Below are 22212 nucleotides of genomic sequence, written 5' to 3'. Positions count from 1 at the left end.
ACCCGCCGCACGCGGCATCATGGCGGCCATGACAACCCTATACGGCATTCCGAACTGCGACACCGTCAAGCGCGCCCGCGCCTGGCTCGACGACCATGGCGTGGCCTACGCCTTCCACGATTTCAAGAAACAGGGCGTGCCCGAGGCCGAACTCGACCGCTGGCTCCAGGCCCCCGGCTGGGAGGCACTGGTCAACCGCAAGGGCACCACCTGGCGCAAGCTGGACGAGGCCACGCGCGACGCGGTGGTCGACGCCGCCTCGGCCCGCCCGGTGCTGCTGGCCAACCCCAGCCTGATCAAGCGGCCTGTGGTCGATTGGGGCCCGAAGACGGGCGTAACGACTGGTTTCAATGCCGATAGCTGGGCTGTGAACGCCGTGTAAACCCCGGAACCCCGTCCCGCCGGCCGGCCTCCAACCCCGATCTGCAGGAGAGAACACCATGAACAGACACGTTTTTCGCATCCTCACGGGGCTCTCGGCGGCCGGCCTGCTGGCCACGGGCGCCAGCGTCGTGCAGGCCCAGCAAGTGGTCCAGGCGCGCGTGATTTCCGCCACGCCGATCCGCGAAACGACCGGCAGCGACGTCAGCTACAACGTCACCTACGAGTACCAGGGCCGCCAGTACACGACCCGCACCACCAGCCGGCCGGGCGCCACCATCCCGATCCAGGCCAGCGGCTACGGGGTGACCACGTCGGGCGTGACCACCGCGCCGGTCCAGCCCCAGTCGCAATTGCAGCCCTACCCGGTCGAGGCCAACAACGGCCCGCAGTACCAGGAACAGTACCAGCCGTACCCGCAACAGGGGCAGTACCAGCAAGGTGCCAACTCCCCCTGGGACAGCGTCGTGCCCGAACCCGGCGTGGTGGTGTCCAATGCGCCCGCGCCGGTCTACGTGCAGCCGGCCCCGGTGTACGCCCCGCCCGTCTACGTGCAACCCGCCTACACCTACCCGTATGCGCAGCCCTATGTCTACCCGCCGGTCGGCATCTCGCTGAACCTGGGTTATTCGCGCGGCTGGGGCGGTGGCGGCTACTACCGTGGCTACCGCGGATGGGGCGGCCATCGCCACGGCTGGCGCTACTGAGTTCCCCCACGGCGGGCCGGCTCGCCCGAGCCCCTAAAATCGAGGGCTTCTCCAACCCCGGGGGTGCTGCTGCCGCGGCGCGTCCCTCGATCCGCCGAACGCGCAGGCGCCGGCGCCATCCATCCAATGACGACGACTACCGACACCATCAACAGCGCCGCAGTGGCCACCAAGGCCAATGTGTATTTCGACGGCAAGTGCGTGAGCCACAACCTCACGCTGGCGGACGGCACCAAGAAATCGGTCGGCGTGGTCCTGCCCTCCACCCTCACCTTCAACACCGGCGCGCCTGAAATCATGGAAGGCACCGGCGGCAGCTGCGAATACCAGCTTGCAGGCACCAGCGAGTGGATCGCCTCGGGCCCCGGCCAGAAGTTCAGCATCCCGGGCAACTCCAGCTTCCAGATCCGCGTGAGCGGCGAGCCCTACAGCTACATCTGCCACTTCGGTTGAAACGGAACCCCTGACATGTCGACCATTCTCCAAAACGTTCCCGCCGGCCAGAAGGTCGGCATTGCCTTCTCGGGCGGCCTGGACACCAGCGCGGCGCTGCACTGGATGAAGCTCAAGGGCGCGGTCCCCTACGCCTACACCGCCAACCTCGGCCAGCCCGACGAGCCCGACTACGACGAGATCCCGCGCAAGGCGATGCTCTACGGCGCCGAGAACGCCCGCCTGATCGACTGCCGCGCACAGCTGGCCAACGAAGGCATCGCCGCCCTGCAGGCCGGCGCGTTCCACGTGACCACCGCCGGCGTGACCTACTTCAACACCACGCCGCTGGGCCGCGCGGTGACGGGCACCATGCTGGTGTCGGCCATGAAGGAAGACGACGTCCACATCTGGGGCGACGGCAGCACCTACAAGGGCAACGACATCGAACGCTTCTACCGCTACGGCCTGCTCACCAACCCCGCGCTGAAGATCTACAAGCCCTGGCTCGACCAGGTCTTCATCGACGAGCTGGGCGGCCGCGCCGAAATGTCGGCGTTCATGCAGAAGGCCGGCTTCGCCTACAAGATGTCGTCCGAAAAGGCCTACTCGACCGACTCGAACATGCTGGGCGCCACCCACGAAGCCAAGGACCTCGAGCACCTGAACAGCGGCATGCAGATCGTGCAGCCCATCATGGGCGTCGCCTTCTGGAAGGACGAAGTCGAAGTCAAGCGCGAAACCGTCTCGGTGCGCTTCGAAGAAGGCGTGCCCGTTGCGCTGAACGGCGTGCGCTACGCGAACTTGGTCGAGCTGATCCTCGAAGCCAACCGCATCGGCGGTCGCCACGGCCTGGGCATGAGCGACCAGATCGAGAACCGCATCATCGAGGCCAAGAGCCGCGGCATCTACGAGGCCCCGGGCCTCGCGCTGCTGTTCATCGCCTACGAGCGCCTCGTGACCGGCATCCACAACGAAGACACCATCGAGCAGTACCGCGACAACGGCCGCCGCCTGGGCCGCCTGCTGTACCAGGGCCGCTGGTTCGACCCGCAGGCCATCATGCTGCGCGAAACGGCCCAGCGCTGGGTGGCACGCGCCATCACCGGCGAAGTGACGGTCGAGCTGCGCCGCGGCAACGACTACTCGATCCTGAACACGGAATCGGCCAACCTCACGTACAAGCCCGAGCGCCTGAGCATGGAAAAGGTCGAAGGCGCGTTCACGCCGCTGGACCGCATCGGCCAGCTCACGATGCGCAACCTGGACATCGTCGACACGCGCGAAAAGCTCGCCATCTACACGCAGGTCGGCCTGCTGTCGTCGGGCGAAGGCGCCTCGTTGCCGAAGCTGGCGAACGACGGCGACGCGAGCTGATCGATCCCTTCGCCGCCCTTGCCAACCGCAAGGGCAGCAATGACAACGGGCCCCTCGGGGCCCGTTTTTCTTTGGAAGGTGCACCCGGCGTCAGTCGCCGCCTCCTCCGCACCCGCCACCGCATCCACCGCCCCCATCGGACGCGCCACCTCCGTCGCTGGAGCCGCCATCGCCGCTCCCGCTCGCCTCGCTGCCGCCGAAGCCTCCGGCATCGCCCGAGCTGCCACCGTCGGACGACGAATCGCCGAAGCTCGAGCCGCAGTGCGCGTCGGTGCCCGTCGCGCGCTCGACCGCCCGGCAATCGGGGATGTAGTGAAAGCCGTCCGCAATCGCAAACTTGATGTCCAGCGCGAACAGCAGCGGCAGTCGCGCCGGATTGCGCGGGTCGATGCTTTCTTCCTTGCAGGCCCAGTACCAGGTGCGGCGCAGGCCGTCGTTGCGCCGTGCGTCCTGCCCCAGTACCTCGGCCGGGCTGTGGTGCAGCAGGCGCCCGAAGGCCGCCTGGCACCAGGTCTGGTAGCCCTGCGTGTGCAGGATGAACTCGTGCCAGGCCGTGTCGACCACCCGCGAGGGCATGGCGACGAACTTGAGGTTGCTGCGCAGGTACGCCATGAAGAACTGCCGCAGCCCGCGCAGCACCAACTCGGCGTCGCGTCGGCTCAGTTGCGGGTGCGCCGCGCGGAGCTTGCCGATCAGGAACGGCGGCAGCCGGGCCTCGCGGATGAACTGGCGGCGCAGGCTGAGTTCGATCTGGCTCAGGAGCCCCGCGAATAAGAGGGCCGCGAGGATCAGCAGCACCGACCCCCACCAGCCCGCCCGCACCAGGAACACCGAGGCGATGCCCGCCACGATGACGGCAAGCTGCGCCCAGCCCAGCACGGCGATGCGCCGGCGGTAGTTCAGGTGCAGGAAGTCGAGATCCACCGCGTCAGACCACCACCGGCTCCGGCTCCAATCGGATGCCGAAGCGCTCGTACACGCTGGTCTGGATCGCCTTGGCCAGCGTCATCACCTCGCCGCCGGTCACCGGGTTGGCCGAACCGCCGCGGTTGACCAGCACCAGCGCCTGCTTTTCGTACACGCCGGCGTTGCCCACCGATTTGCCCTTCCAGCCGCAGGCGTCGATGAGCCAGCCGGCCGCGAGCTTGATGCTGCCGTCGTCCATCGGGTAGTGAACGATCTTGGGGTCGCGCGCGATGATGTCGGCGCACTGCTCGGGCGTGACCGTCGGGTTCTTGAAGAAGCTGCCGGCGTTGCCCAGCACGCGCCAGTCGGGCAGCTTGGCACGGCGGATGGCGCAGATCCACTCGAAGATGTCGACCGCGCTCGGCGTGAAGTTGGCGGTTTCTTCCATCTTGCGCTCAAGGTCGAGGTAGCCGACCACCGGCTTCCAGGGCTTGGGCAGCCGGAAGCGCACCCGCGTAATGACCGCGCGGCCCGCCAGGCCGAAATCATTCGGGCCGCTGCGCACGTGCTTGAAGACCGAATCGCGGTAGCCGAAGGCGCACTGCGCCGCGTCGAGCGTGAAGGCGCGGCCGGTTTCGAGGTCGAAGGCGTCGAGCGAGTCGAAGCGGTCCTGCAGCTCGACGCCATAGGCGCCGATGTTCTGCACCGGCGCGCCGCCCACCGTGCCGGGAATGAGCGCCAGGTTTTCCAGCCCCGGATAGCCGCTGCGCACCATCCATTCGACGGTGTCGTGCCAGGTTTCGCCAGCGCCGGCCTCGACGATCCAGGCGCGCGGCGTCTCTTCGACCAGCCGCCGGCCCTTGATCTCGACCTTCAGCACCAGCGGCTTGACGTCGCCCGTGAGCACGATGTTGCTGCCGCCGCCGAGCACGAAACGGGGTTCGTCGCGCCAGGCGGGGTCGGCGTGCAGCGCGGCCAGGTCGGCCTCGCTGGCGATGCGCGCCAGGTGCTGCGCACGCGCGACGATGCCGAAGCTGTTGTAGGGCTGCAGCGGGACATTGGACTCCACGATCATGGGAGAATTGTCGCATTCAGTCCCCGTGCGTCCAGGAGAGCCTATGCCGTCTTTCGATACCGTCTGCGAGCCCAATCTGCCCGAAGTGAAGAATGCGGTCGAAAACACCGCCAAGGAAATCGGCACACGCTTCGATTTCAAGGGCACCGCCGCCGCCGTCGAGCTCAAGGACAAGGAGATCACCATGATCGGCGACGCCGAGTTCCAGCTCGTGCAGGTCGAGGACATCCTTCGCAACAAGCTCACCAAGCGCAACGTCGACGTGCGCTTTCTCGACAAGGGCGACGTCCAGAAGATGGGCGGCGACAAGGTCAAGCAGGTCATCAAGATCAAGAACGGCATCGAGAGCGAGCAGGCCAAGAAGATCACCCGCATCGTCAAGGACAGCAAGCTCAAGGTGCAGGCCGCGATCCAGGGCGACGCCGTGCGCATCACCGGCGCCAAGCGCGACGACCTGCAGGCCGCCATGGCCCTCATCAAGAAGGACGTGCCCGACATGCCGCTGTCCTTCAACAACTTCCGCGACTGACCCGCGCATGAAGGCGCTCCTCGTCGCGGCGCTGTGGGCGGCCGCGGCCATGGCGGCGCACGCCGCCGACTCGGTCACGCTGACCGGCTCCATCGGCAGCCGCGCCATCCTCATCGTGAACGGCGCGCCGCCCAAGACGGTGGCGGCCGGGGAGACCTTCCAGGGCGTCAAGCTCGTGTCGCTGCAGGCCGACCAGGCGGTGGTCGAATCGGCGGGCAAGCGCTTCTCGCTGCGCATGGATTCGCCCGTGAGCATCGGCCGGGGCGGCATTGCCGGCAGCGGCGGCAACCGCATCGTGCTGCAGGCCGACAGCCGGGGCCACTACATGACGCAGGGCCAGATCAACGGCCGCGCCGTCACCTTCATGCTCGACACCGGCGCAACCACCATCGCGCTGTCGGCGGTCGATGCCCAGCGCATCGGGCTCGACTACAGCAAGGGGCAGTTGGTGCAGATGCGCACGGCCAACGGCAACGCTGCGGGTTACAGGCTGCGGCTGCAGAGCGTGCGCGTGGGCGACGTCGAGGTCTACGACATCGACGCCATCGTCTCGCAGCAACCCATGCCCTTCGTGCTGCTGGGCAACAGCTTTCTCAACCGCTTCTCGATGCGGCGCGACGCCGACGAGATGATTCTCGAGAAGCGGTACTGAGACCGCTCCCGATCCGGCCTCAGGCCTGCGCGGCCGTCACCACGATCTCGATCTTGTAGGCCGCGTTGGCCATCTTGGCCTCTACGGTCGCGCGCGGCGGCGTGTTGCCGGCCGGAATCCACGCGTCCCACACCTCGTTCATGGCGCCGATGTCGCCGATGTCGGCCAGGAAGATCTGCGTCATGAGGATGCGCGACTTGTCGCTGCCGGCCTCGGCCAGCAGGCGGTCGACCATGCCGAGCACCTGCGCGGTCTGGCCGCGGATGTCCTGCGTGGTGTCGTCGGGCACCTGGCCCGCGAGGTAGATGGTGCCGTTGTGCACCGCGGTCTCGGACAGACGCGGGCCGACGTGGAAGCGGGTGATGGATGCCATGGTGAGTTCAAGCCTTTTTCTTCGAGCCGAGTTTCGACTCCGTGCCGGCCGCGAGCCGGCGGATGTTTTCGCGGTGCCGCCAGATCAGCAGCAGACTCATGATGATGATCGCAATCAGCACCGTGCGGTCGAGTGGCCACGCAATGTTTCCACCCAGCAGGTAGTAGGCCGGCGCGAAGAACGCCGCCACCAGCGACGACAGCGACGAATAGCGGAAGAAGATCGCGATGATCAGCCAGGTCGCGCCCGTGGCCAGCCCCAGCCAGGGCGCGATGCCCACCAGCACGCCGGCGGCCGTGGCCACGCCCTTGCCGCCCTGGAAGCTGAAGAACACCGGGTACAGGTGGCCCAGGAAGGCCGCCAGGCCCGCCAGCGCCGCCACGCCCTCGCCCAGCCCCCACTGCGCGCCGAACTGGCGGATCAGGAACACTGGCAGCCAGCCCTTCGCCGCGTCGAGCAGCAAGGTGGCCAGCGCCGCGCCCTTGTTGCCCGAACGCAGCACGTTGGTGGCACCGGGGTTGCCGCTGCCGTAGCTGCGCGGATCGGCCATGCCGAGCGACTTGCTCACGATGACCGCAAACGACAGCGAACCGATCAGGTACGACGCCACGATGGCAAGGAGGGAAGGCAGATCGAAACTCAAGGCGGGTCTCCGGGGAACGGATTGTTGTTGTGCGCCGCCGGCCTGCATGCCCGGCGGGAAAAAGCAAACGCCGGCTATTCTGCCAGCGCGCACTGCACGGGCTTGGCGCCCAGGAGCGTCACGCACACCTGCGGATCGATGCCCACGAGGTAGCCGCGCCGCCCGCCGTTGATCGCGATCTTCGGCAGTTCGAGCACGCTCGACTCGATGTAGACCGGCATCTCGCGCCGCGTGCCGAAGGGCGAGGTGCCGCCCACCATGTAGCCGCTGTGGCGCTGCGCCACCTCCGGCTTGCAGGGCTCGACCGACTTGGCGCCGATCTGCCGCGCGAGGTTCTTGGTCGACACCGTGCGGTTGCCGTGCATCAGCACGATCAGCGGCCTGGCGTCCTGGTCCTGCATCACCAGCGTCTTGACCACGGTGAACGGATCGAAGCCCAGCACCTGCGCGCTGTGCTGGGCGCCGCCGTGCTCCAGGTATTCGTAGGGGTGCTCGGTGAAGGCGACCTTGTTCGCCCGCAGCAGCTGGGTGGCGGGCGTCTCGGAGACGTGGGCTTTCTTGCTCACTTGCTCAGGTCAGGCGGCGGGGTCGCGGATGTCCAGGCGGATCTTGTCGATCTCGGCCAGCACCTCGGCCGACAGCGTCGTGCCGTAGGCGTCCAGGTCTTCGTCGAGCTGCGCCACCGAGGTCACGCCGATGATCGTGCTCGCCACCTGCCACTTGGTGTAGCAGAAGGCCAGCGCGAGCTGCGTGGGGCTCAGGCCGTGGTCGCGCGCCAGCTGGTTGTAGCGTCGCGCCGCGCGCAGCGCGTCGGGCTTGCCCCAGCGCTGCTTACGCACCGACTCGTAGCTCGAGATGCGCGCGCCCTTGGGTGCGTCGGGGCCTTCGATGCCGCTCTGGTCGTATTTGCCCGTCAGCAGGCCGAAGGCCAGCGGCGAGTACGCCAGCAGCGACACGCCCAGCCGGTGCATGGTCTCGTCGAGCGCGTTCTCGTGCGCGCGGCTCACGAGGTTGTAGACGTTCTGCACCGACACCACGCGCGGCAGCCCGTGCTGTTCGGCCAGCCGCACGAACTCGTGCACGCCGTAGGGCGTCTCGTTCGACAGGCCGATGGTGCGCACCTTGCCCGCCTTCACCAGCTTGCCCAGCGCCTCGAGCTGGTCGTGGATCGGCGTCTGCGAGGTTTCCTTCTCGGGGTTGTAGTGGATGTTCCCGAACACCGGCACGTGGCGCTCGGGCCAGTGGATCTGGTACAGGTCGATCACGTCGGTCTGCAGGCGGCGCAGGCTGCCGTGGCACGAGGCCTCGATGTCGGCCGCCGTCATGCCCGTGCCTTCGCGCACCCAGGGCATGCCGCGCGAGGGGCCGGCCACCTTGGTCGCCAGCGTGATTTTCTGGCGCGTGCCGGGGTTGGCCGCAAACCAGTTCCCGATGATGGTTTCGGTCGCGCCGCAGGTTTCCTTGCTTGCCGGCACCGCGTACATCTCGGCCGTGTCGATGAAGTCGACGCCGCGCTCGAGCGAACGGTTCAATACAGCGTGGGCCGTGGGCTCATCGACCTGCTCGCCGAAAGTCATGGTGCCGAGGCAGATCGGGGTGACGTGGAGGTCGCTCTGACCGAGTGGAATCTTTTTCATGCGCGGAATGCTAGCGCGCCCGCGCGGCAGGCGCAGCCCCGGCCCCGAGAAACCGAGCGCCGCCCTGTCCTGTGGCGGACTGCGCGCGGCGCGGCCTCTCCGTATCATCGAGCGCCATATGTACCAAGCCCTCCGCCGCTCGCGCAGCGAATTCGTGCCCGTGCGCAACCTGAACTACCACGTCCGCCTCTGGGGCCAGCCGTCGAACGATCGCCCGTCGCTGGTGCTGGTGCATGGCTGGATGGACGTGGCGGCCTCCTGGCAGTTCGTGGTCGATGCGCTGAAGGACGACCGCTTCATCATCGCCCCCGACTGGCGCGGCTTCGGCCTCACCGACGGCGGCGGTGTCGACAACTACTGGCTGCCCGACTACCTGGCCGACCTCGAATGGCTGCTCGACCACTACGCCGGCGAAGGCGACGATGCCCGCCCGGTCGACCTCGTGGGCCACAGCATGGGCGGCAACGTCGCCATGCACTACGCGGGCGTGCGCCCGGCGCGCATCCGCCGCCTCGTCAACCTCGAGGGCTTCGGCATGCCCGCGCGCCAGCCCGCCGAGGCGCCCGCGCGCTACGGCCAGTGGATCGACGAGCTCAAGGGCTTGCACCGCGGCGAGAAGGCGCTCGCGGGCTATTCGGCGGTGGACGGCGTGGCACGCCGCCTCATGAAGACCAACCCGCGCCTCACGCAGGACAAGGCCGACTGGCTGGCCGGCCACTGGTCGGCGCCGCAGGCTCAGCCCGACGGCAGCACGCGCTGGCAGATCCTCGGCGAAGCCGCGCACAAGATCGTCAACGCCAACATCTTCCGCGTGGACGAAACACTGGCGCTCTACGCGCGCATCACCGCGCCGACGCTGATGGTCGAGGCCTCGGACGACAGCCTGCACGGCTGGTGGAAGGCCCGCTACACGCTCGCCGAATTCCACGAGCGGCTGAAGTCCGTGCCTTCGGTGCGCATCGAGCAGCTCGACGACGCGGGCCACATGCTGCACCACGACCAGCCGCAGCGCGTGGCGCAGCTGATCGAAGGCTTCCTGGCCTAGTTCTACTTCTGCGTGGCGCGACGCAAGGCCGCGCGCGCCAGCAGCCGCGTCGAATCCAGCGTCGGCAACGGCGAATTCGCGTCGCTCATGATCAGCGGGATCTCGGTGCAGCCGAGCACGACCGCGTCGCAGCCCTCGGCGTCCTTCAGGCGCTGCATCACGCGCTGGAAGGTGGCCACGGCCTCGGGCTTGAAGATGCCGCAGACCAGCTCGTCCATGATGATCCGGCCGATCTCGGCGCGCTCGTCGACGGTGGGGCGAACATATTCCAGGCCGCGCGCCGAGAGCTTCTCGGGATACACCTCGCTGTCGGTCAGCCAGCGCGTGCCCGTGATGCCGATGCGGCGAAAGCCCCGGCGCACGGCCTCGTCGGCTACCACCTCGGCGATGTGCAGCCAGGGCCGCGGCGAATGCGGCGCCACGTGGTCGAAGGCCTGGTGGATGGTGTTGTCGGGGCAGATCAGGAAGTCCGCGCCCGCCGCGGCGAGCTTGTGCGCGGAGCCGAGCATCAGCGCGCCCACGCCCGCCAGGTCGCCCGCGTCGAGGCAGCGCGTGTACTCCGCCAGCGAGGGCGTGTGCATCGACACCTCGGGGTGCGCGTGCGGGCCGAGCAGCGCCGCGCCCTCGATGCAGATGGTCTTGTAGCAAAGGGCCGCGCCTTCGGCGGAGCAGCCGACGATTCCGATGTGCAGGGTCATGGGGCGCATCCTACAAAAGCCGGCGCGGTTTATCCGGCCTGCGGATATGCAAGCGCGCAAATCTTCGTTCGCAGCGCGCAGCGTGCGTCCTAGAGTGCCCGACTCCCCTTGCCGTCTCCCGGAGTTGTCGCCATGCCTTCCCTTTCGCGCGCCCCCTCGTGGCTGCGCCGCCTTGCCCCGCTGTCCGGCGGACTCGCCCTGAGCCTGCTGCTGCTCGCGCCCGCCCACGCGGACGACCTGCGCGTCGGCTTCATGCCGGGCCCCTACCGCGACGCCTTCACCCACGGCATCGAGCCCCAGTTGAAGAAGCTGGGCTACAGCATCAAGTACGTCGAGTTCAGCCAGGGCGTGCAGCCCAACGACGCGGTGGAGCGCGGCCAGATCGACGCCAACATCTTCCAGCACTCGCTGTACCTGAACGCCACCAACAAGCAGCAGGGCTTCGACCTCGTGCCCGTGGTGCATGTGCCGACGCCACCCATGGGCCTGTATTCGCGGCGCCACAAGACGCTCGACGCCGTGCCCGACGGCGCCACCGTCACGCTGCCGGCCGACCCGGTGAATGCGGCGCGTGCGCTCAACATCCTCGCGGCCATCGGCTGGGTGACGCTCAAGCCGGGCGTGAGTCCGCTGAGCGTGTCGGAGCGCGACATCGCGAGCAACCCCAAGCGCCTGAAGATCGTGCCGCTGGACGCCGCGCAGGCGCCGCGCTCGCTGGCCGATGCCGACCTCGCGGCCGTGCAGGGCAACTTCGCCGTGGCCTCCGGCCTGAAGCTCACCGAGGCGCTGAAGCTCGAAGACATGACGCTGCCCTACGTCAACGTGGTGGCGGTGAAGCGCAGCAACGAACACGCGAAATTCGCGAAGGACATCGCCACCGCCTACCAGTCGCCCGAGTTCCAGAAGTTCTTCAAGGCCAACCCCGTGTGGGCGGGCTACCGGCTGCCGGACTATTTCAGCCAATGAGCAATCACAACAACTCCGCGCCGCGCAGGCAGCTGCACCTCAACGTCAACATCCTGCATTCCGGCTTCGTGCCCTCGGCCTGGCGCCTGCCCGAGAGCGACCCGTGGGCGTTCGCCGACATCCAGCACTACATCCGCACCGCGCAGATCGCCGAGGCCGCCAAGCTCGACGCCGTGTTCCTGGCCGACAACGCGGCCATCGTCGACCAGATCCATTTCCGCCCGATCACCGCGCTGGAGCCCACCATCCTGCTGGCCTGCGTGGCCGCCGCGACCACGCACATCGGCCTCATCGCCACGGCCTCCACCAGCTACAACGAGCCCTACAACCTCGCGCGCCGCTTCGCCACGCTCGACCACGTGAGCGCCGGCCGTGCCGGCTGGAACATGGTGACCACGGCCGACCTGCCCTCGGCGCGCAACTTCGGCCTGGACACCACGCCCGACCATGCCAAGCGCTACGCCCGCGCCTCCGAGTTCGCCGACATCGTCAAGGCACTGTGGGACAGCTGGGAAGACGACGCCTTCGTCGGCGACAAGGCCGCCGGCCGCTTCATCGACCCGGCCAAGGTGCACGCCCTTGCGCACCGCGGCGAGCACTTCGCGGTGCAGGGCCCGCTCAACCTGCCGCGCCCGCCGCAGGGCCACCCGGTGCTGGTGCAGGCCGGTGCCTCGGCCGACGGGCGCGAGCTTGCCTCGCGCCATGCCGAAGCCGTGTTCTCCGCCTCGCAATCCTTCGAGGAGTCGCAGGCCTACGCACGCGCCCTCAAGACCCGCGCCGCCGAACTGGGCCGCGGCCCCGACGCAGTGAAGGTGCTGGCTGGCCTCACCACCATCGTCGGCGCCACCGAAGCGCAGGCGCTTCGCCGCCGCGACGCGCTGGTCGACCTGATCCCCTGGGACTACAGCCTCACGCGCCTGGCCGGCACGCTGGGCATCACGCCCGACCGCCTGAAGCTCGACGAGCGCCTGCCCGACGACCTGCCGCTGCCCGGCAATGGCAACGGCAACCACACCTTCTTCAACGCCGTGGTCGCGGCCGGGCGCACGCACGGCTACACGGTGCGCCAGCTGATCCGCGAACTCGCGGGTGGCGGCGGGCATCGCGTGATCGTCGGCACGCCCGAACAGATCGCCGACGACATCGAACGCTGGTTCAAGGGCGGCGCGGCCGACGGTTTCAACCTGATGCCCGACGCGCTGCCGCATGGGCTGCAGGACTTCGTGGACGGCGTGGTGCCGATCCTGCAGAAGCGGGGCATCTTTCGCACGGAATACGAGGGGCGCACGTTGCGCGACCACCTTGGGTTGGCCCGGCCTGCAGGGCGGACGCCGCAACGGCTCGCAGCCTGAAGCCGGCCTTTCACGCAGGGCGAACACCCACAGCGTGCCCTGTGCGCAGGGCATTGGGTGCTCCCCGCAGCGAAATCAAGGAGGAGGGGCGCAGCCCCGGGGGACATTCGCGGAGGGGAGTACCCGATGTCCTGTGCACGCGCCCTGAACAAACCCCGTCAGGCGTCCCACCACCCCTCATCAAACCGCCCCTGCAGAAACGCCACGAACCCCGACACCTTCCCCGGCACCAACTTCGGCGAAGGAAACACCGCGTGGATCTCCTGCTCCGGCAACGCATGGTCCCCCAGCACGGCGTTCACCTTCCCCGCCGCCAGCGACTCGCTCGCCACATAGCGCGGCATCAACGCGATCCCCAACCCATCACGCGCCGCAGCCAGCACCGCCGACAGGTTGTTCGACCGGAAGCGCCCCGACACCGGCACCGTCACCGGTTCCCCGCGCGGCGTGTGCATGCGCCAGAACTCGTCGCCCACCACGCTGCTGTAGATCAGCGCCACGTGTGCGCTGAGGTCCTGCGCGCGCTTGGGCGTGCCGTGCTTCTTCAGGTAGGCCGGCGACGCCACCATGACCCACGGATTCGCGCCGAGGTAGCGCGCCCCCAGTGACGAATCGGCCAGCTTGCCCATGCGGATCGCCACGTCGATGCCCTGCGCGATGAGGTCCACGTAGCGGTCCTCGAAGCTCAGGTCCAGCTGCACCTGCGGATGCCGGCGCATGTACTCCAGCGCCAGCGGCACCACCACGCGCCGCCCGAAGGCCACCGACGTGCCCACGCGCAAGAGGCCCTGCGCCTGGTTCTGGCGCAGCTGCACGATGCTGTCGGCCTCCTCGGCGTCGCGCACGATGGTCTTGCACTTCTCGTAGTACAGCGCGCCCGGCTCCGTGAGGCTCACGCCGCGCGTGTTGCGGTTGAGCAGCCGCACCTTCAGCCGCGCCTCCGTGGCCGCGACCTGCTTGGTCACGGTGGGTTGCGTGGTGTTGAACTCGCGCGCCGCCTTCGAGAAGCTCCCCGTCTCGACGACCCGCACGAACATTTCCATAGCCAGTAGTCGGTCCATGGCCGGATGGTAGCCAGTTATTCCATGGAGGAATAGGTTTTATGGCCCCCAGCCGTCTTCTTGGAATGCGCCCCGCTTCCTACAGTGAGGCCACCTCAAGGAGACTTTCAAATGGCAAAGATGACAGCGGTCCAGGCCGCAGTTCTGGTGATGGAAAAAGAAGGCGTCACGCAGGCCTTCGGCGTGCCGGGCGCGGCGATCAACCCGCTGTACTCGGCCCTGCGCCAGCGCGGCAGCATCTCGCACATCCTCGCGCGCCACGTCGAGGGTGCCTCGCACATGGCCGAGGGCTACACCCGCGCCGTGGCCGGCAACATCGGCGTGTGCATCGGCACCTCGGGCCCGGCGGGCACCGACATGATCACGGGCCTGTACTCGGCCTGGGCCGATTCCATTCCCATTCTCTGCATCACCGGCCAGGCGCCGCGCGCCCGCCTGTACAAGGAAGACTTCCAGGCGGTCGACATCGAGTCGATCTCCAAGCCCGTCACCAAGTGGTCGGTCACCGTGCGCGAACCCGGCCAGGTGCCGCAGGTGTTCCAGCAGGCCTTCCACCTCATGCGCTCGGGCCGCCCGGGCCCCGTGCTCATCGACCTGCCCTTCGACGTGCAGATGGCGCAGATCGAGTTCGACATCGACGCCTACGAGCCCCTCAAGCCCTACAAGCCGGCCGCCACGCGCGCCCAGATCGAGAAGGCCATCGGCATGATGCAGGCGGCCGAGCGCCCGCTGATCGTGGCCGGCGGCGGCATCATCAACGCCGACGCTTCCGACCTGCTCGTGCGCTTTGCCGAAGCCACCGGCGTGCCGGTGATCCCCACGCTCATGGGCTGGGGCGCCATTCCCGACGACCACCCGCTCATGGCCGGCATGTGCGGCCTGCAGACCAGCCACCGCTACGGCAACGCCACCGTGCTCGCTTCGGACTTCGTGCTGGGCATCGGCAACCGCTGGGCCAACCGCCACACCGGCTCGGTCGACGTCTACACCAAGGGCCGCACCTTCGTGCACGTGGACATCGAGCCCACGCAGATCGGCCGCGTGTTCACGCCCGACTTCGGCATCGTCTCCGACGCCAAGGCCGCGCTCGAACTCTTCGTCGAAGTGGCCGAGGAAATGAAGGCCGCCGGCAAGCTCACCGACCGTGGCGCCTGGGCCGGCGAATGCCGCGAGCGCAAGAAGACCTTGCTGCGCAAGACCAACTTCGACACCGTGCCGATGAAGCCGCAGCGCGTGTACCAGTGCATGAACAACCACCTGGAGCGCGACACCTGCTACGTGAGCACCATCGGCCTGTCGCAGATCGCGGCCGCGCAGTTCCTGCACGTGTACAACCCGCGCCACTGGATCAACTGCGGCCAGGCCGGCCCGCTGGGCTGGACCATTCCCGCCGCGCTGGGCGTGCGTGCCGCCGACCCGACGCGCAAGATCGTCGCGCTCTCGGGCGACTACGACTTCCAGTTCATGATCGAAGAGCTGGCCGTGGGCGCGCAGTTCAAGCTGCCCTACCTGCACATCGTCGTCAACAACTCCTACCTCGGCCTGATCCGCCAGTCGCAGCGCGGCTTCGAGATGGACTACTGCGTGCAGCTGGCCTTCGACAACATCAACGCACCGGCCGACGCCGGCATCGAAGGCAGCTACGGCGTCGATCACCTCAAGGTGGTCGAGGGGCTGGGCTGCAAGGCGATCCGCGTGCACAAGCAGGAAGAGATGGCGCCCGCCATCGCCCGCGCCGAAGCGCTCATGGCCGAGTTCCAGGTGCCGGTCGTCATCGAGGTGATGCTGGAGCGCGTGACCAACATCGCGATGGGCACCGAGATCGACGCCATCAACGAATTCGAACCGCTGGCCGAAAGCACGGCCGACGCACCGACCGCCCTCGCCGTGGCGATGCTGGACTGATTGAGGAGACAAGAGACATGCCCAAGTTCGCAGCCAATCTCACGATGCTCTTCACCGAGCTGCCGTTCATGCAGCGCTTCGAGGCGGCCGCCAAGGCCGGCTTCAAGGCGGTGGAGTACCTCTTCCCCTACCCCTTCGACAAGAAGGAACTCGTCGCCGCCCTGCGCGCCAATGGCCTGCAGCAGGTGCTGCACAACCTGCCGGCCGGCGACTGGGACAAGGGCGAGCGCGGCATCGCCTGCCACCCGGACCGCACCGGCGAGTTCCGCGAAGGCATCGCGCTGGCCATCGACTACGCCACGGCACTGGGCTGCCCGCAGCTCAACTGCCTGGTCGGCAAGGTGCCGGCGGGCGTGAGCACCGACGCGGCCCACAAGACCGTGGTCGAGAACCTGCGCCTGGCAGCGCGCGAACTCGAAGCCGCGGGCCTGCGCCTGCTGATCGAGCCGATCAACACCTTCGACATCCCCGGCTTCTTCCTCACGCGCACCGACCAGGCACTGGCGCTGATCGACGAGGTGGGCTCGGACAACCTGCGCGTGCAGTACGACATCTACCACGCGCAGCGCATGGAAGGCGAGCTGGGCAACACGCTCACCAAGCAGCTGGCGCGCATCGGCCACATCCAGCTGGCCGACAACCCGGGCCGCGGCGAGCCGGGCACGGGCGAGATCAACTACCCGTGGCTGTTCCAGCACATCGACGCGCTGGGCTACGACGGCTGGATCGGCTGCGAATACAAGCCCCGCGCCACCACGGTGGAAGGCCTGGGCTGGCGCGAAGCCCTCACGAAGAAGCAATGAACGTTCACGAAGGAAACAGAGACATGACCACTGCAGCACAAAAAATCGGATTCATCGGCCTGGGCATCATGGGCGCCCCCATGGCGGGCCACCTGCTCGACGCAGGCCACACGCTCTTCGTGAACACGCACGGCAACACGCCGGAACCCTTCGTCTCGAAGGCCACCATCTGCGGCTCGGCCGCCGAAGTGGCGCGCAAGGCCGACATCGTCTTCATCATGGTGCCCGACACCCCTGACGTGGAGAAGGTGCTGTTCGGCGCCCCCGGCGCGGAAGGCGTGGCCGACGGCCTGAAGGGTTCGCAGGGCAAGATCGTGGTGGACTGCAGCTCCATCGACCCGATCGCCACCAAGGAATTCGCGCGCCGCATCGTGGCGCTGGGCGCCGGCTACATCGACGCACCGGTCTCGGGCGGCGAAGTGGGCGCCAAGGCCGCGAGCCTGACGATCATGTGCGGCGGCGACGAAGGCACCTTCGGCCGCGTGAAGCCGCTGCTGGACAAGATGGGCAAGAACGTGACGCTGGTGGGCGGCGCGGGCGACGGCCAAGTCTGCAAGGTGGCCAACCAGATCATCGTGGCGCTGAACATCGCCGCCGTGAGCGAAGCCCTGGTGTTCGCCTCGAAGGCCGGCGCCGACCCGGCCAAGGTGCGCCAGGCGCTGATGGGCGGCTTCGCCAGCTCGCGCATCCTCGAAGTGCACGGCGAACGCATGATCAAGCGCACCTTCGCGCCGGGCTTCCGCATCGCGCTGCACCAGAAGGACCTGAACCTGGCGATGCAAAGCGCCCGTTCGCTGGGCGTGGCGCTGCCGCAGACCGCGAACGCAGCGCAGCTGATGAACGCCTGCGCGGCGATGGGCTACGGCCAGCTGGATCACTCGGCGCTGGTGAAGGCTTTGGAAGCCCTCGCCCAGCACACCGTGACTCCCGACTGAAACTAGGTCTTTGCAGTCTCCAGAGACTCTTTCAGGTTGCGCCGGCGCCATGCCCAGGTCTTCACGGCCTGCGGCAGGATGCCCAGGCACGACGCGTAGTACGTCACCTTGAACCCCCAGAAGCGCGGCCCGATGGGCGTGTTGCGGAACAGGTCGCCGGCCAGGATGGACAGGAGCGCCTCCTGCATGCGCCAGATGTTGCGCGGCGCCATGAACAGGCGGCGGATGGCGGGCGAGGTGATGCGGTAGATGAACCACGAGAACATCTTCGGCCCGTGCTTCATCACCTTCTCGTAATGGCGGAAGGCCTTCTCGGCCTCCTTCGCCTCGCCCTTGAGCCAGTGGTCGGCGCAGGTCGCGGCCTCGAAGCCGCTGTTCATCGCCAGGTACACGCCCGAGGAGAACATCGGGTCGACGAAGGCGTAGGCGTCGCCCACCATCATGAAGCGGTCGCCACGGCAGAACTTGGAGTCGTAGGCGTAGTTGCCGGTGGTGGTGGCGCCTTCCATCAACGTGGCGTTCTTCAGCCGCGCAGCCAGCTTGGGCGCCAGCGCGATGGTCTGCATCAGGAAGTCCTCGAGCGAGGCGCCCTGGCGCCGCTTGAAGTAGGCCGGCGAGGCCACGGCGCCCACGCTCACGGTGCCGTCCTTCAGCGGGATGTACCAGAACCAGCCGTGGTCGAACCAGAAGAGCGAGATATTGCCCTCGAAGCGGCCCGGCCGGCGCTCGGCGTTGGCGAAGTGGCCATAGAGCGCCGCGCTCGCATGCTTGCGGTTGCGCTGCTTGGCGTCGAACTGGTTCGACAGCAGCGTGTCGCGCCCGCTGGCGTCGATCACGAAGCGCGGGCGCCATTCGGTCTCGGTGCCGTCGTCGGCCTTGACCTTCACCAGCGCCCGGTTGTCGGGCGTGCCCTTGCCCGCGTCCATGTCGACGCCGGTGACGCGCCGGCCCTCGAAGGTGCGCGCGCCGCGCTTGCCGGCGTGGCGGAACAGCAGCTCGTCGAACTCCGAACGGCGCACGTGCACCGCATAGGGAAAACTCTTGTCCATCGCCTGGCCGAAGTCGAAGTGGCTGCTGTGGTCGTGCCAGGGCGAGACGAACTCGGCGCCGTGCTTGCGCAGGCCGATGGCCTCGACCTCGGTGCGCACGCCGAGCCGGTCGAACAGCGGCATGTTCATCGGCAGCAAGGATTCGCCGATGTGAAAGCGCGGGTGCTGCGCCTTCTCGAGCAGCACCACGTCGTGGCCCTTGTCTGCGAGCAAGGCGGCCACCGTGGAGCCCGAAGGGCCTCCGCCGATGACCACGACGTCCGGCTCGGTGCCGGTGAAAGGTCCGGGTGTCATTCGATGTCCCTCCGTGTTGTTCTGTGGTTGTGGACGTTGGTTCGCCGCACCGCCCGTGCGGCACGGATTTGCCCCCCGGAAACGGGGGTGTTGAAGTTTAGCGAGTCGGCAGACCCTCTCGATCAGGCGGAAGATAGAGGGTCTCGTCGTTCCCCCCGAGAGAAGAGGCCGCGCTTTTGCGGTAGCCTCATTGCCCGCCAGAACCTAGGAGACTTTTCAAATGGCTGCATCCCTGTCCCCCGCTGAAGAAGCACTTCGAGAAGCAGCGCGCGAATACCACCGCTCGCCCGTCAAGGGCAAGATCTCGATCACCCCCACCAAGCCCCTGCTGAACCAGCGCGACCTGTCGCTGGCTTACTCGCCGGGCGTGGCCTACCCCTGCCTCGACATTGCGGAAGATCCCGCGCTCGCGGCCGAATACACCGCCCGCGGCAACCTCGTGGGCGTCATCACCAACGGCACCGCCGTGCTGGGCCTGGGCAACATCGGCCCGCTGGCCTCCAAGCCCGTGATGGAAGGCAAAGGCTGCCTGTTCAAGAAATTCGCCGGCATCGACGTGTTCGACATCGAGCTGGCCGAGAACGACCCCGACAAGCTGGTCGACATCATCGCGGCGCTGGAGCCCACGCTGGGCGGCATCAACCTCGAGGACATCAAGGCGCCCGAGTGCTTCTACATCGAGAAGAAGCTGCGCGAGCGCATGAACATCCCCGTGTTCCACGACGACCAGCACGGCACGGCCATCATCTCGGCCGCGGCGCTGCTCAACGGCCTGGAACTGGTCGGCAAGAAGATCGAGGACGTCAAGATCGCCGTCTCGGGCGCGGGCGCTGCCGCCATCGCCTGCCTGGACGTGATGGTCGGCCTGGGCGCCAAGCCCGCCAACATCTACGCCTGCGACTCCAAGGGCCTGATCTACATGGGCCGCGCGGGCGGCTTCGACGAATCGAAGGCCCGCTACGCCCAGAAGGACACCGGTGCGCGCACCCTGGCCGACGTGGTGAAGGACGCCGACGTGTTCCTGGGCTGCTCGGCCCCCGGCGTCATGAGCGCCGAGATGGTCAAGACCATGGGCACGCAGCCGATCATCCTGGCGCTGGCCAACCCCGAGCCTGAAATCCGCCCCGAGCTGGCCAAGGCCGTGCGCCCGGATTGCATCATTGCCACGGGCCGTTCGGACTACCCGAACCAGGTCAACAACGTGCTGTGCTTCCCGTACATCTTCCGCGGCGCGCTCGACTGCGGCGCGAGCAAGATCACGGAAGAAATGAAGCTGGCCTGCGTGCGCGAGATTGCCGACCTCACCAAGGCCGACATCAGCGAAGAGGTGGCCACCGCCTACGCCGGCCAGGAGCTGGCCTTCGGCCCCGACTACATCATTCCGAAGCCCTTCGATTCGCGACTGATCCTGCGCATCGCGCCGGCCGTGGCCAAGGCGGCCGCCGCCTCGGGCGTGGCCTCGCGCCCCATCGAGGACATGGAGGCCTACCGCCAGCACCTGACGCGCTTCGTCTACCAGACGGGCATGTTCATGCGCCCGGTGTTCAGCGCCGCAAAAATCTCCACCACCAAGCGCGTGGCCTACGCCGAGGGCGAAGATGAGCGCGTGCTGCGCGCCGCGCAGTGGGCGGTCGACGAAGGCCTGGCCCAGCCCATCCTGGTGGGCCGCCCCGCGGTGATCGAGGCACGCATCCAGAAGGCCGGCCTGCACATCCGCCCCGGCACCGACTTCGAGATCGTGAACCCGGAAGACGATCCGCGCTTTCGCACCTACTGGGAGAGCTTCCACAAGCTCATGGGCCGCCGCGGCGTCACGCCCGAGGCCGCCAAGACCATGGTGCGCCGCTCCAACACCACCATCGCCGCGCTGATGCTGCACCTGGGCGATGCCGACGCGATGATCTGCGGCCTGGTCGGGCGCTTCGATGTGCACCTGGAGCACATCCGCAACCTGATCGGCCTGAAGCGCGGCGCGCCCGGCTTCGCCACGCTGAACGCGCTCACGCTCGAAAAGCGCACGGTGTTCATCACCGACACCAACGTGAACGAAGACCCGAGCGCCGAACTGCTGGCCAGTATCGCCGTGATGGCCGCCGAAGAGGTGCGCCGCTTCGGCCTGCCGCCGAAGGTGGCCTTCCTGTCGCACTCGAACTACGGCACCTCCAGCCGCGGCTCGGCGCGCAAGATGCGCCTGGCGCGCGACCTGTTCTCGCAGATGGCACCCGACATCGAGTGCGACGGCGAGATGCACGGCGACGCCGCGCTGTCCGACGAGATCCGCCGCACCGCCCTGCCCGAGACCACGCTCACGGGCGAGGCCAACCTGCTGGTGTGCCCGAACCTCGACTCGGCGCACATCCTCTACAACGTGCTGAAGATGACGGGCGCGAACGGCATCACGGTGGGCCCGATCCTGCTGGGTGGCGCGAGCTCGGCGCACGTGCTGACGCCTTCGGCGACGGTGCGCCGCATCATCAACATGACGGCGCTGGCCGTGGCGAAGGTGAAGTCCCAGGACTGACGCCGACGTTTCGTCGATGAAACACAACGCCCCGTCGCGGTCTCCGCGGCGGGGCGTTTTTCATGGCGCAATGCTCAGGCGCGCACGAGCGACACCACGGGCACGTCGGCCGGGTCGAACACGTTCCAGGCCAGCAGCTCCTTGTCTTCAGGCGGTGGCTCGCAGCCGCCGACGCGACTGGGCTTCCAATCGAAACGCTGTTTCATGTCGGCCAGCGCCTCGGCGCGCTTGAAGGCGGCCAGCGCCGAATCGATGACGGGCACGCCCAGCGTGTCCTGCAACTGGCGGTAGAAGCCGAACTCGAGCGTGCAGCCCAGGATGAGCGCCTCGGCGCCGTCCTCGTCGATGGCGCGGCGGCCCTGCGCGATCATGCGGCGCACGGTTTCGTCGCGGTCGCGCTGGAAGTCTTCCACGCCGAGTTCCAGCGCGCGGAACGAGGCGATCAGGTGCGCATAGCCGTACTCGCGCACGCGCGCCTCGATGCGCGGCACCCACTTGCGCCGGCCCACGATCACCGACACCTTCTGCGCCAGGTTGGACGCGACCTCGAACGAGGCTTGGCAGGGCGCGACCACCACCGTCTGACCGGAGATTTCGCGCGCCTCGACCAGCACCGGGTCGTAGAAGCAGCCGACCACCACGGCGTCGAAGCCCTGCTGCGCGGTGTCGCGCACGGCGCGCACGATGTCGGCGCCCAGCAGCGCCTCGTAGCTCTGGTACTCGACGTGGTGCTGCACCGAGGCGTTGCGCAGCGACACCACCTCGACCTCGGTGCCAGGGTTCTTCACCTGCGCGAACTCTTGCGCGAAGCGCGCGTTGTAGGTGTCGTTGCCGACGGCCCGGATCCAGCGGATGCGCAGTGTCATGTGGC

The 22212-nt window shown here is 67.9% G+C and carries 23 protein-coding genes; 13 read left to right on the top strand and 10 right to left on the bottom strand.

Annotation, left to right across the window (positions count from 1 at the left end; translation table 11 throughout):
* Nucleotides 1-28: 28 nt before the first annotated feature.
* The 4 genes from VHAB30_RS03045 to argG all read left to right on the top strand — a co-directional run bounded on the left by VHAB30_RS03045 (nucleotide 29) and on the right by argG (nucleotide 2897).
* On the top strand, nucleotides 29-382 hold the full coding sequence (locus tag VHAB30_RS03045; protein WP_174250201.1) for an ArsC family reductase: 354 nt from the start codon (nucleotides 29-31) through the stop codon (nucleotides 380-382).
* A 58-nt stretch (nucleotides 383-440) separates the two neighbouring features.
* The gene (locus VHAB30_RS03040; protein ID WP_159275757.1) at nucleotides 441-1088 is read left to right on the top strand and encodes a hypothetical protein; all 648 of its coding nucleotides are present in this window, start codon (nucleotides 441-443) and stop codon (nucleotides 1086-1088) included.
* A 126-nt stretch (nucleotides 1089-1214) separates the two neighbouring features.
* The gene (gene ppnP / locus VHAB30_RS03035; protein ID WP_062469962.1) at nucleotides 1215-1541 is read left to right on the top strand and encodes a pyrimidine/purine nucleoside phosphorylase; all 327 of its coding nucleotides are present in this window, start codon (nucleotides 1215-1217) and stop codon (nucleotides 1539-1541) included.
* Between the two features lie 15 nt (nucleotides 1542-1556).
* Nucleotides 1557-2897, top strand: coding sequence for an argininosuccinate synthase (gene argG, locus VHAB30_RS03030; protein WP_095746330.1), 1341 nt, complete (start codon nucleotides 1557-1559; stop codon nucleotides 2895-2897).
* Nucleotides 2898-2987: 90 nt separating this feature from the next.
* On the opposite strand, the gene VHAB30_RS03025 is transcribed toward argG, so the two are convergent.
* Nucleotides 2988-3821: a glycine-rich domain-containing protein gene (locus VHAB30_RS03025; RefSeq protein ID WP_159275756.1), complete on the bottom strand. Its 834-nt coding sequence runs from the start codon at nucleotides 3819-3821 to the stop codon at nucleotides 2988-2990.
* A gap of 4 nt (nucleotides 3822-3825) precedes the next feature.
* The gene (gene murB / locus VHAB30_RS03020) at nucleotides 3826-4878 is read right to left on the bottom strand and encodes a UDP-N-acetylmuramate dehydrogenase (RefSeq protein ID WP_159273310.1); all 1053 of its coding nucleotides are present in this window, start codon (nucleotides 4876-4878) and stop codon (nucleotides 3826-3828) included.
* 43 nt (nucleotides 4879-4921) lie between these two features.
* Between murB and VHAB30_RS03015 the strand changes: the two genes are divergently transcribed.
* Entirely contained in the window at nucleotides 4922-5407 is a 486-nt protein-coding gene (locus VHAB30_RS03015) for a YajQ family cyclic di-GMP-binding protein (protein ID WP_095746332.1), read from the top strand.
* A gap of 7 nt (nucleotides 5408-5414) precedes the next feature.
* Complete coding sequence (locus tag VHAB30_RS03010; RefSeq protein ID WP_159275755.1) at nucleotides 5415-6059, top strand: retropepsin-like aspartic protease family protein; 645 nt, start codon at nucleotides 5415-5417, stop codon at nucleotides 6057-6059.
* A gap of 19 nt (nucleotides 6060-6078) precedes the next feature.
* Here the strand turns inward: VHAB30_RS03010 and VHAB30_RS03005 are convergent, their stop codons facing one another.
* From VHAB30_RS03005 to VHAB30_RS02990, 4 genes are all read right to left on the bottom strand, one after another.
* Nucleotides 6079-6432: a RidA family protein gene (locus VHAB30_RS03005; protein WP_070062404.1), complete on the bottom strand. Its 354-nt coding sequence runs from the start codon at nucleotides 6430-6432 to the stop codon at nucleotides 6079-6081.
* A gap of 7 nt (nucleotides 6433-6439) precedes the next feature.
* Entirely contained in the window at nucleotides 6440-7075 is a 636-nt protein-coding gene (gene plsY, locus VHAB30_RS03000; protein ID WP_070062403.1) for a glycerol-3-phosphate 1-O-acyltransferase PlsY, read from the bottom strand.
* A gap of 74 nt (nucleotides 7076-7149) precedes the next feature.
* Complete coding sequence (locus VHAB30_RS02995; protein WP_159275754.1) at nucleotides 7150-7641, bottom strand: aminoacyl-tRNA deacylase; 492 nt, start codon at nucleotides 7639-7641, stop codon at nucleotides 7150-7152.
* Nucleotides 7642-7650: 9 nt separating this feature from the next.
* A complete protein-coding gene (locus tag VHAB30_RS02990) occupies nucleotides 7651-8712 on the bottom strand; it encodes an aldo/keto reductase (RefSeq protein ID WP_062469984.1) in 1062 nt (353 codons plus the stop codon).
* A 118-nt stretch (nucleotides 8713-8830) separates the two neighbouring features.
* Here VHAB30_RS02990 and VHAB30_RS02985 point away from each other — a divergent pair, with 118 nt between their 5' ends.
* Nucleotides 8831-9757, top strand: coding sequence for an alpha/beta fold hydrolase (locus VHAB30_RS02985; protein ID WP_159275753.1), 927 nt, complete (start codon nucleotides 8831-8833; stop codon nucleotides 9755-9757).
* Nucleotides 9758-9759: 2 nt separating this feature from the next.
* Here the strand turns inward: VHAB30_RS02985 and VHAB30_RS02980 are convergent, their stop codons facing one another.
* Nucleotides 9760-10455: an aspartate/glutamate racemase family protein gene (locus VHAB30_RS02980; RefSeq protein ID WP_159275752.1), complete on the bottom strand. Its 696-nt coding sequence runs from the start codon at nucleotides 10453-10455 to the stop codon at nucleotides 9760-9762.
* Between the two features lie 132 nt (nucleotides 10456-10587).
* Between VHAB30_RS02980 and VHAB30_RS02975 the strand changes: the two genes are divergently transcribed.
* Complete coding sequence (locus tag VHAB30_RS02975) at nucleotides 10588-11421, top strand: MetQ/NlpA family ABC transporter substrate-binding protein (protein WP_159275751.1); 834 nt, start codon at nucleotides 10588-10590, stop codon at nucleotides 11419-11421.
* Nucleotides 11418-12773 carry an LLM class flavin-dependent oxidoreductase gene (locus VHAB30_RS02970; protein WP_159275750.1) on the top strand — a complete coding sequence of 452 codons (1356 nt, stop codon included), beginning with the start codon at nucleotides 11418-11420 and terminating at the stop codon, nucleotides 12771-12773. Before VHAB30_RS02975 ends, VHAB30_RS02970 begins: the two co-directional genes overlap by 4 nt.
* A gap of 158 nt (nucleotides 12774-12931) precedes the next feature.
* Here the strand turns inward: VHAB30_RS02970 and VHAB30_RS02965 are convergent, their stop codons facing one another.
* Nucleotides 12932-13834: a LysR family transcriptional regulator gene (locus VHAB30_RS02965; RefSeq protein WP_159275749.1), complete on the bottom strand. Its 903-nt coding sequence runs from the start codon at nucleotides 13832-13834 to the stop codon at nucleotides 12932-12934.
* A 111-nt stretch (nucleotides 13835-13945) separates the two neighbouring features.
* Here VHAB30_RS02965 and gcl point away from each other — a divergent pair, with 111 nt between their 5' ends.
* From gcl to VHAB30_RS02950, 3 genes are read left to right on the top strand one after another with little or no spacing between them, the layout of a single operon-like run.
* Nucleotides 13946-15739 carry a glyoxylate carboligase gene (gene gcl / locus VHAB30_RS02960; RefSeq protein WP_062473376.1) on the top strand — a complete coding sequence of 598 codons (1794 nt, stop codon included), beginning with the start codon at nucleotides 13946-13948 and terminating at the stop codon, nucleotides 15737-15739.
* A 17-nt stretch (nucleotides 15740-15756) separates the two neighbouring features.
* Nucleotides 15757-16542, top strand: coding sequence for a hydroxypyruvate isomerase (gene hyi, locus VHAB30_RS02955; protein ID WP_159275748.1), 786 nt, complete (start codon nucleotides 15757-15759; stop codon nucleotides 16540-16542).
* A 23-nt stretch (nucleotides 16543-16565) separates the two neighbouring features.
* Complete coding sequence (locus tag VHAB30_RS02950; protein ID WP_159275747.1) at nucleotides 16566-17477, top strand: 2-hydroxy-3-oxopropionate reductase; 912 nt, start codon at nucleotides 16566-16568, stop codon at nucleotides 17475-17477.
* 2 nt (nucleotides 17478-17479) lie between these two features.
* Here the strand turns inward: VHAB30_RS02950 and VHAB30_RS02945 are convergent, their stop codons facing one another.
* Nucleotides 17480-18820, bottom strand: a complete 1341-nt coding sequence (locus VHAB30_RS02945) for an NAD(P)/FAD-dependent oxidoreductase (protein ID WP_159275746.1) — start codon at nucleotides 18818-18820, stop codon at nucleotides 17480-17482.
* Nucleotides 18821-19040: 220 nt separating this feature from the next.
* Here VHAB30_RS02945 and VHAB30_RS02940 point away from each other — a divergent pair, with 220 nt between their 5' ends.
* A complete protein-coding gene (locus VHAB30_RS02940; protein WP_070062392.1) occupies nucleotides 19041-21341 on the top strand; it encodes an NADP-dependent malic enzyme in 2301 nt (766 codons plus the stop codon).
* Nucleotides 21342-21415: 74 nt separating this feature from the next.
* On the opposite strand, the gene VHAB30_RS02935 is transcribed toward VHAB30_RS02940, so the two are convergent.
* Nucleotides 21416-22207, bottom strand: a complete 792-nt coding sequence (locus VHAB30_RS02935) for an aspartate/glutamate racemase family protein (RefSeq protein ID WP_159275745.1) — start codon at nucleotides 22205-22207, stop codon at nucleotides 21416-21418.
* Between the last annotated feature and the right edge of the window lie 5 nt (nucleotides 22208-22212).

This window comes from Variovorax boronicumulans (genome assembly GCF_009811375.1).
Classification (GTDB): domain Bacteria; phylum Pseudomonadota; class Gammaproteobacteria; order Burkholderiales; family Burkholderiaceae_C; genus Variovorax; species Variovorax boronicumulans.
Note: the sequence above shows the minus strand (reverse complement) of the source record. Positions and strands in the feature narration are given on the sequence as shown.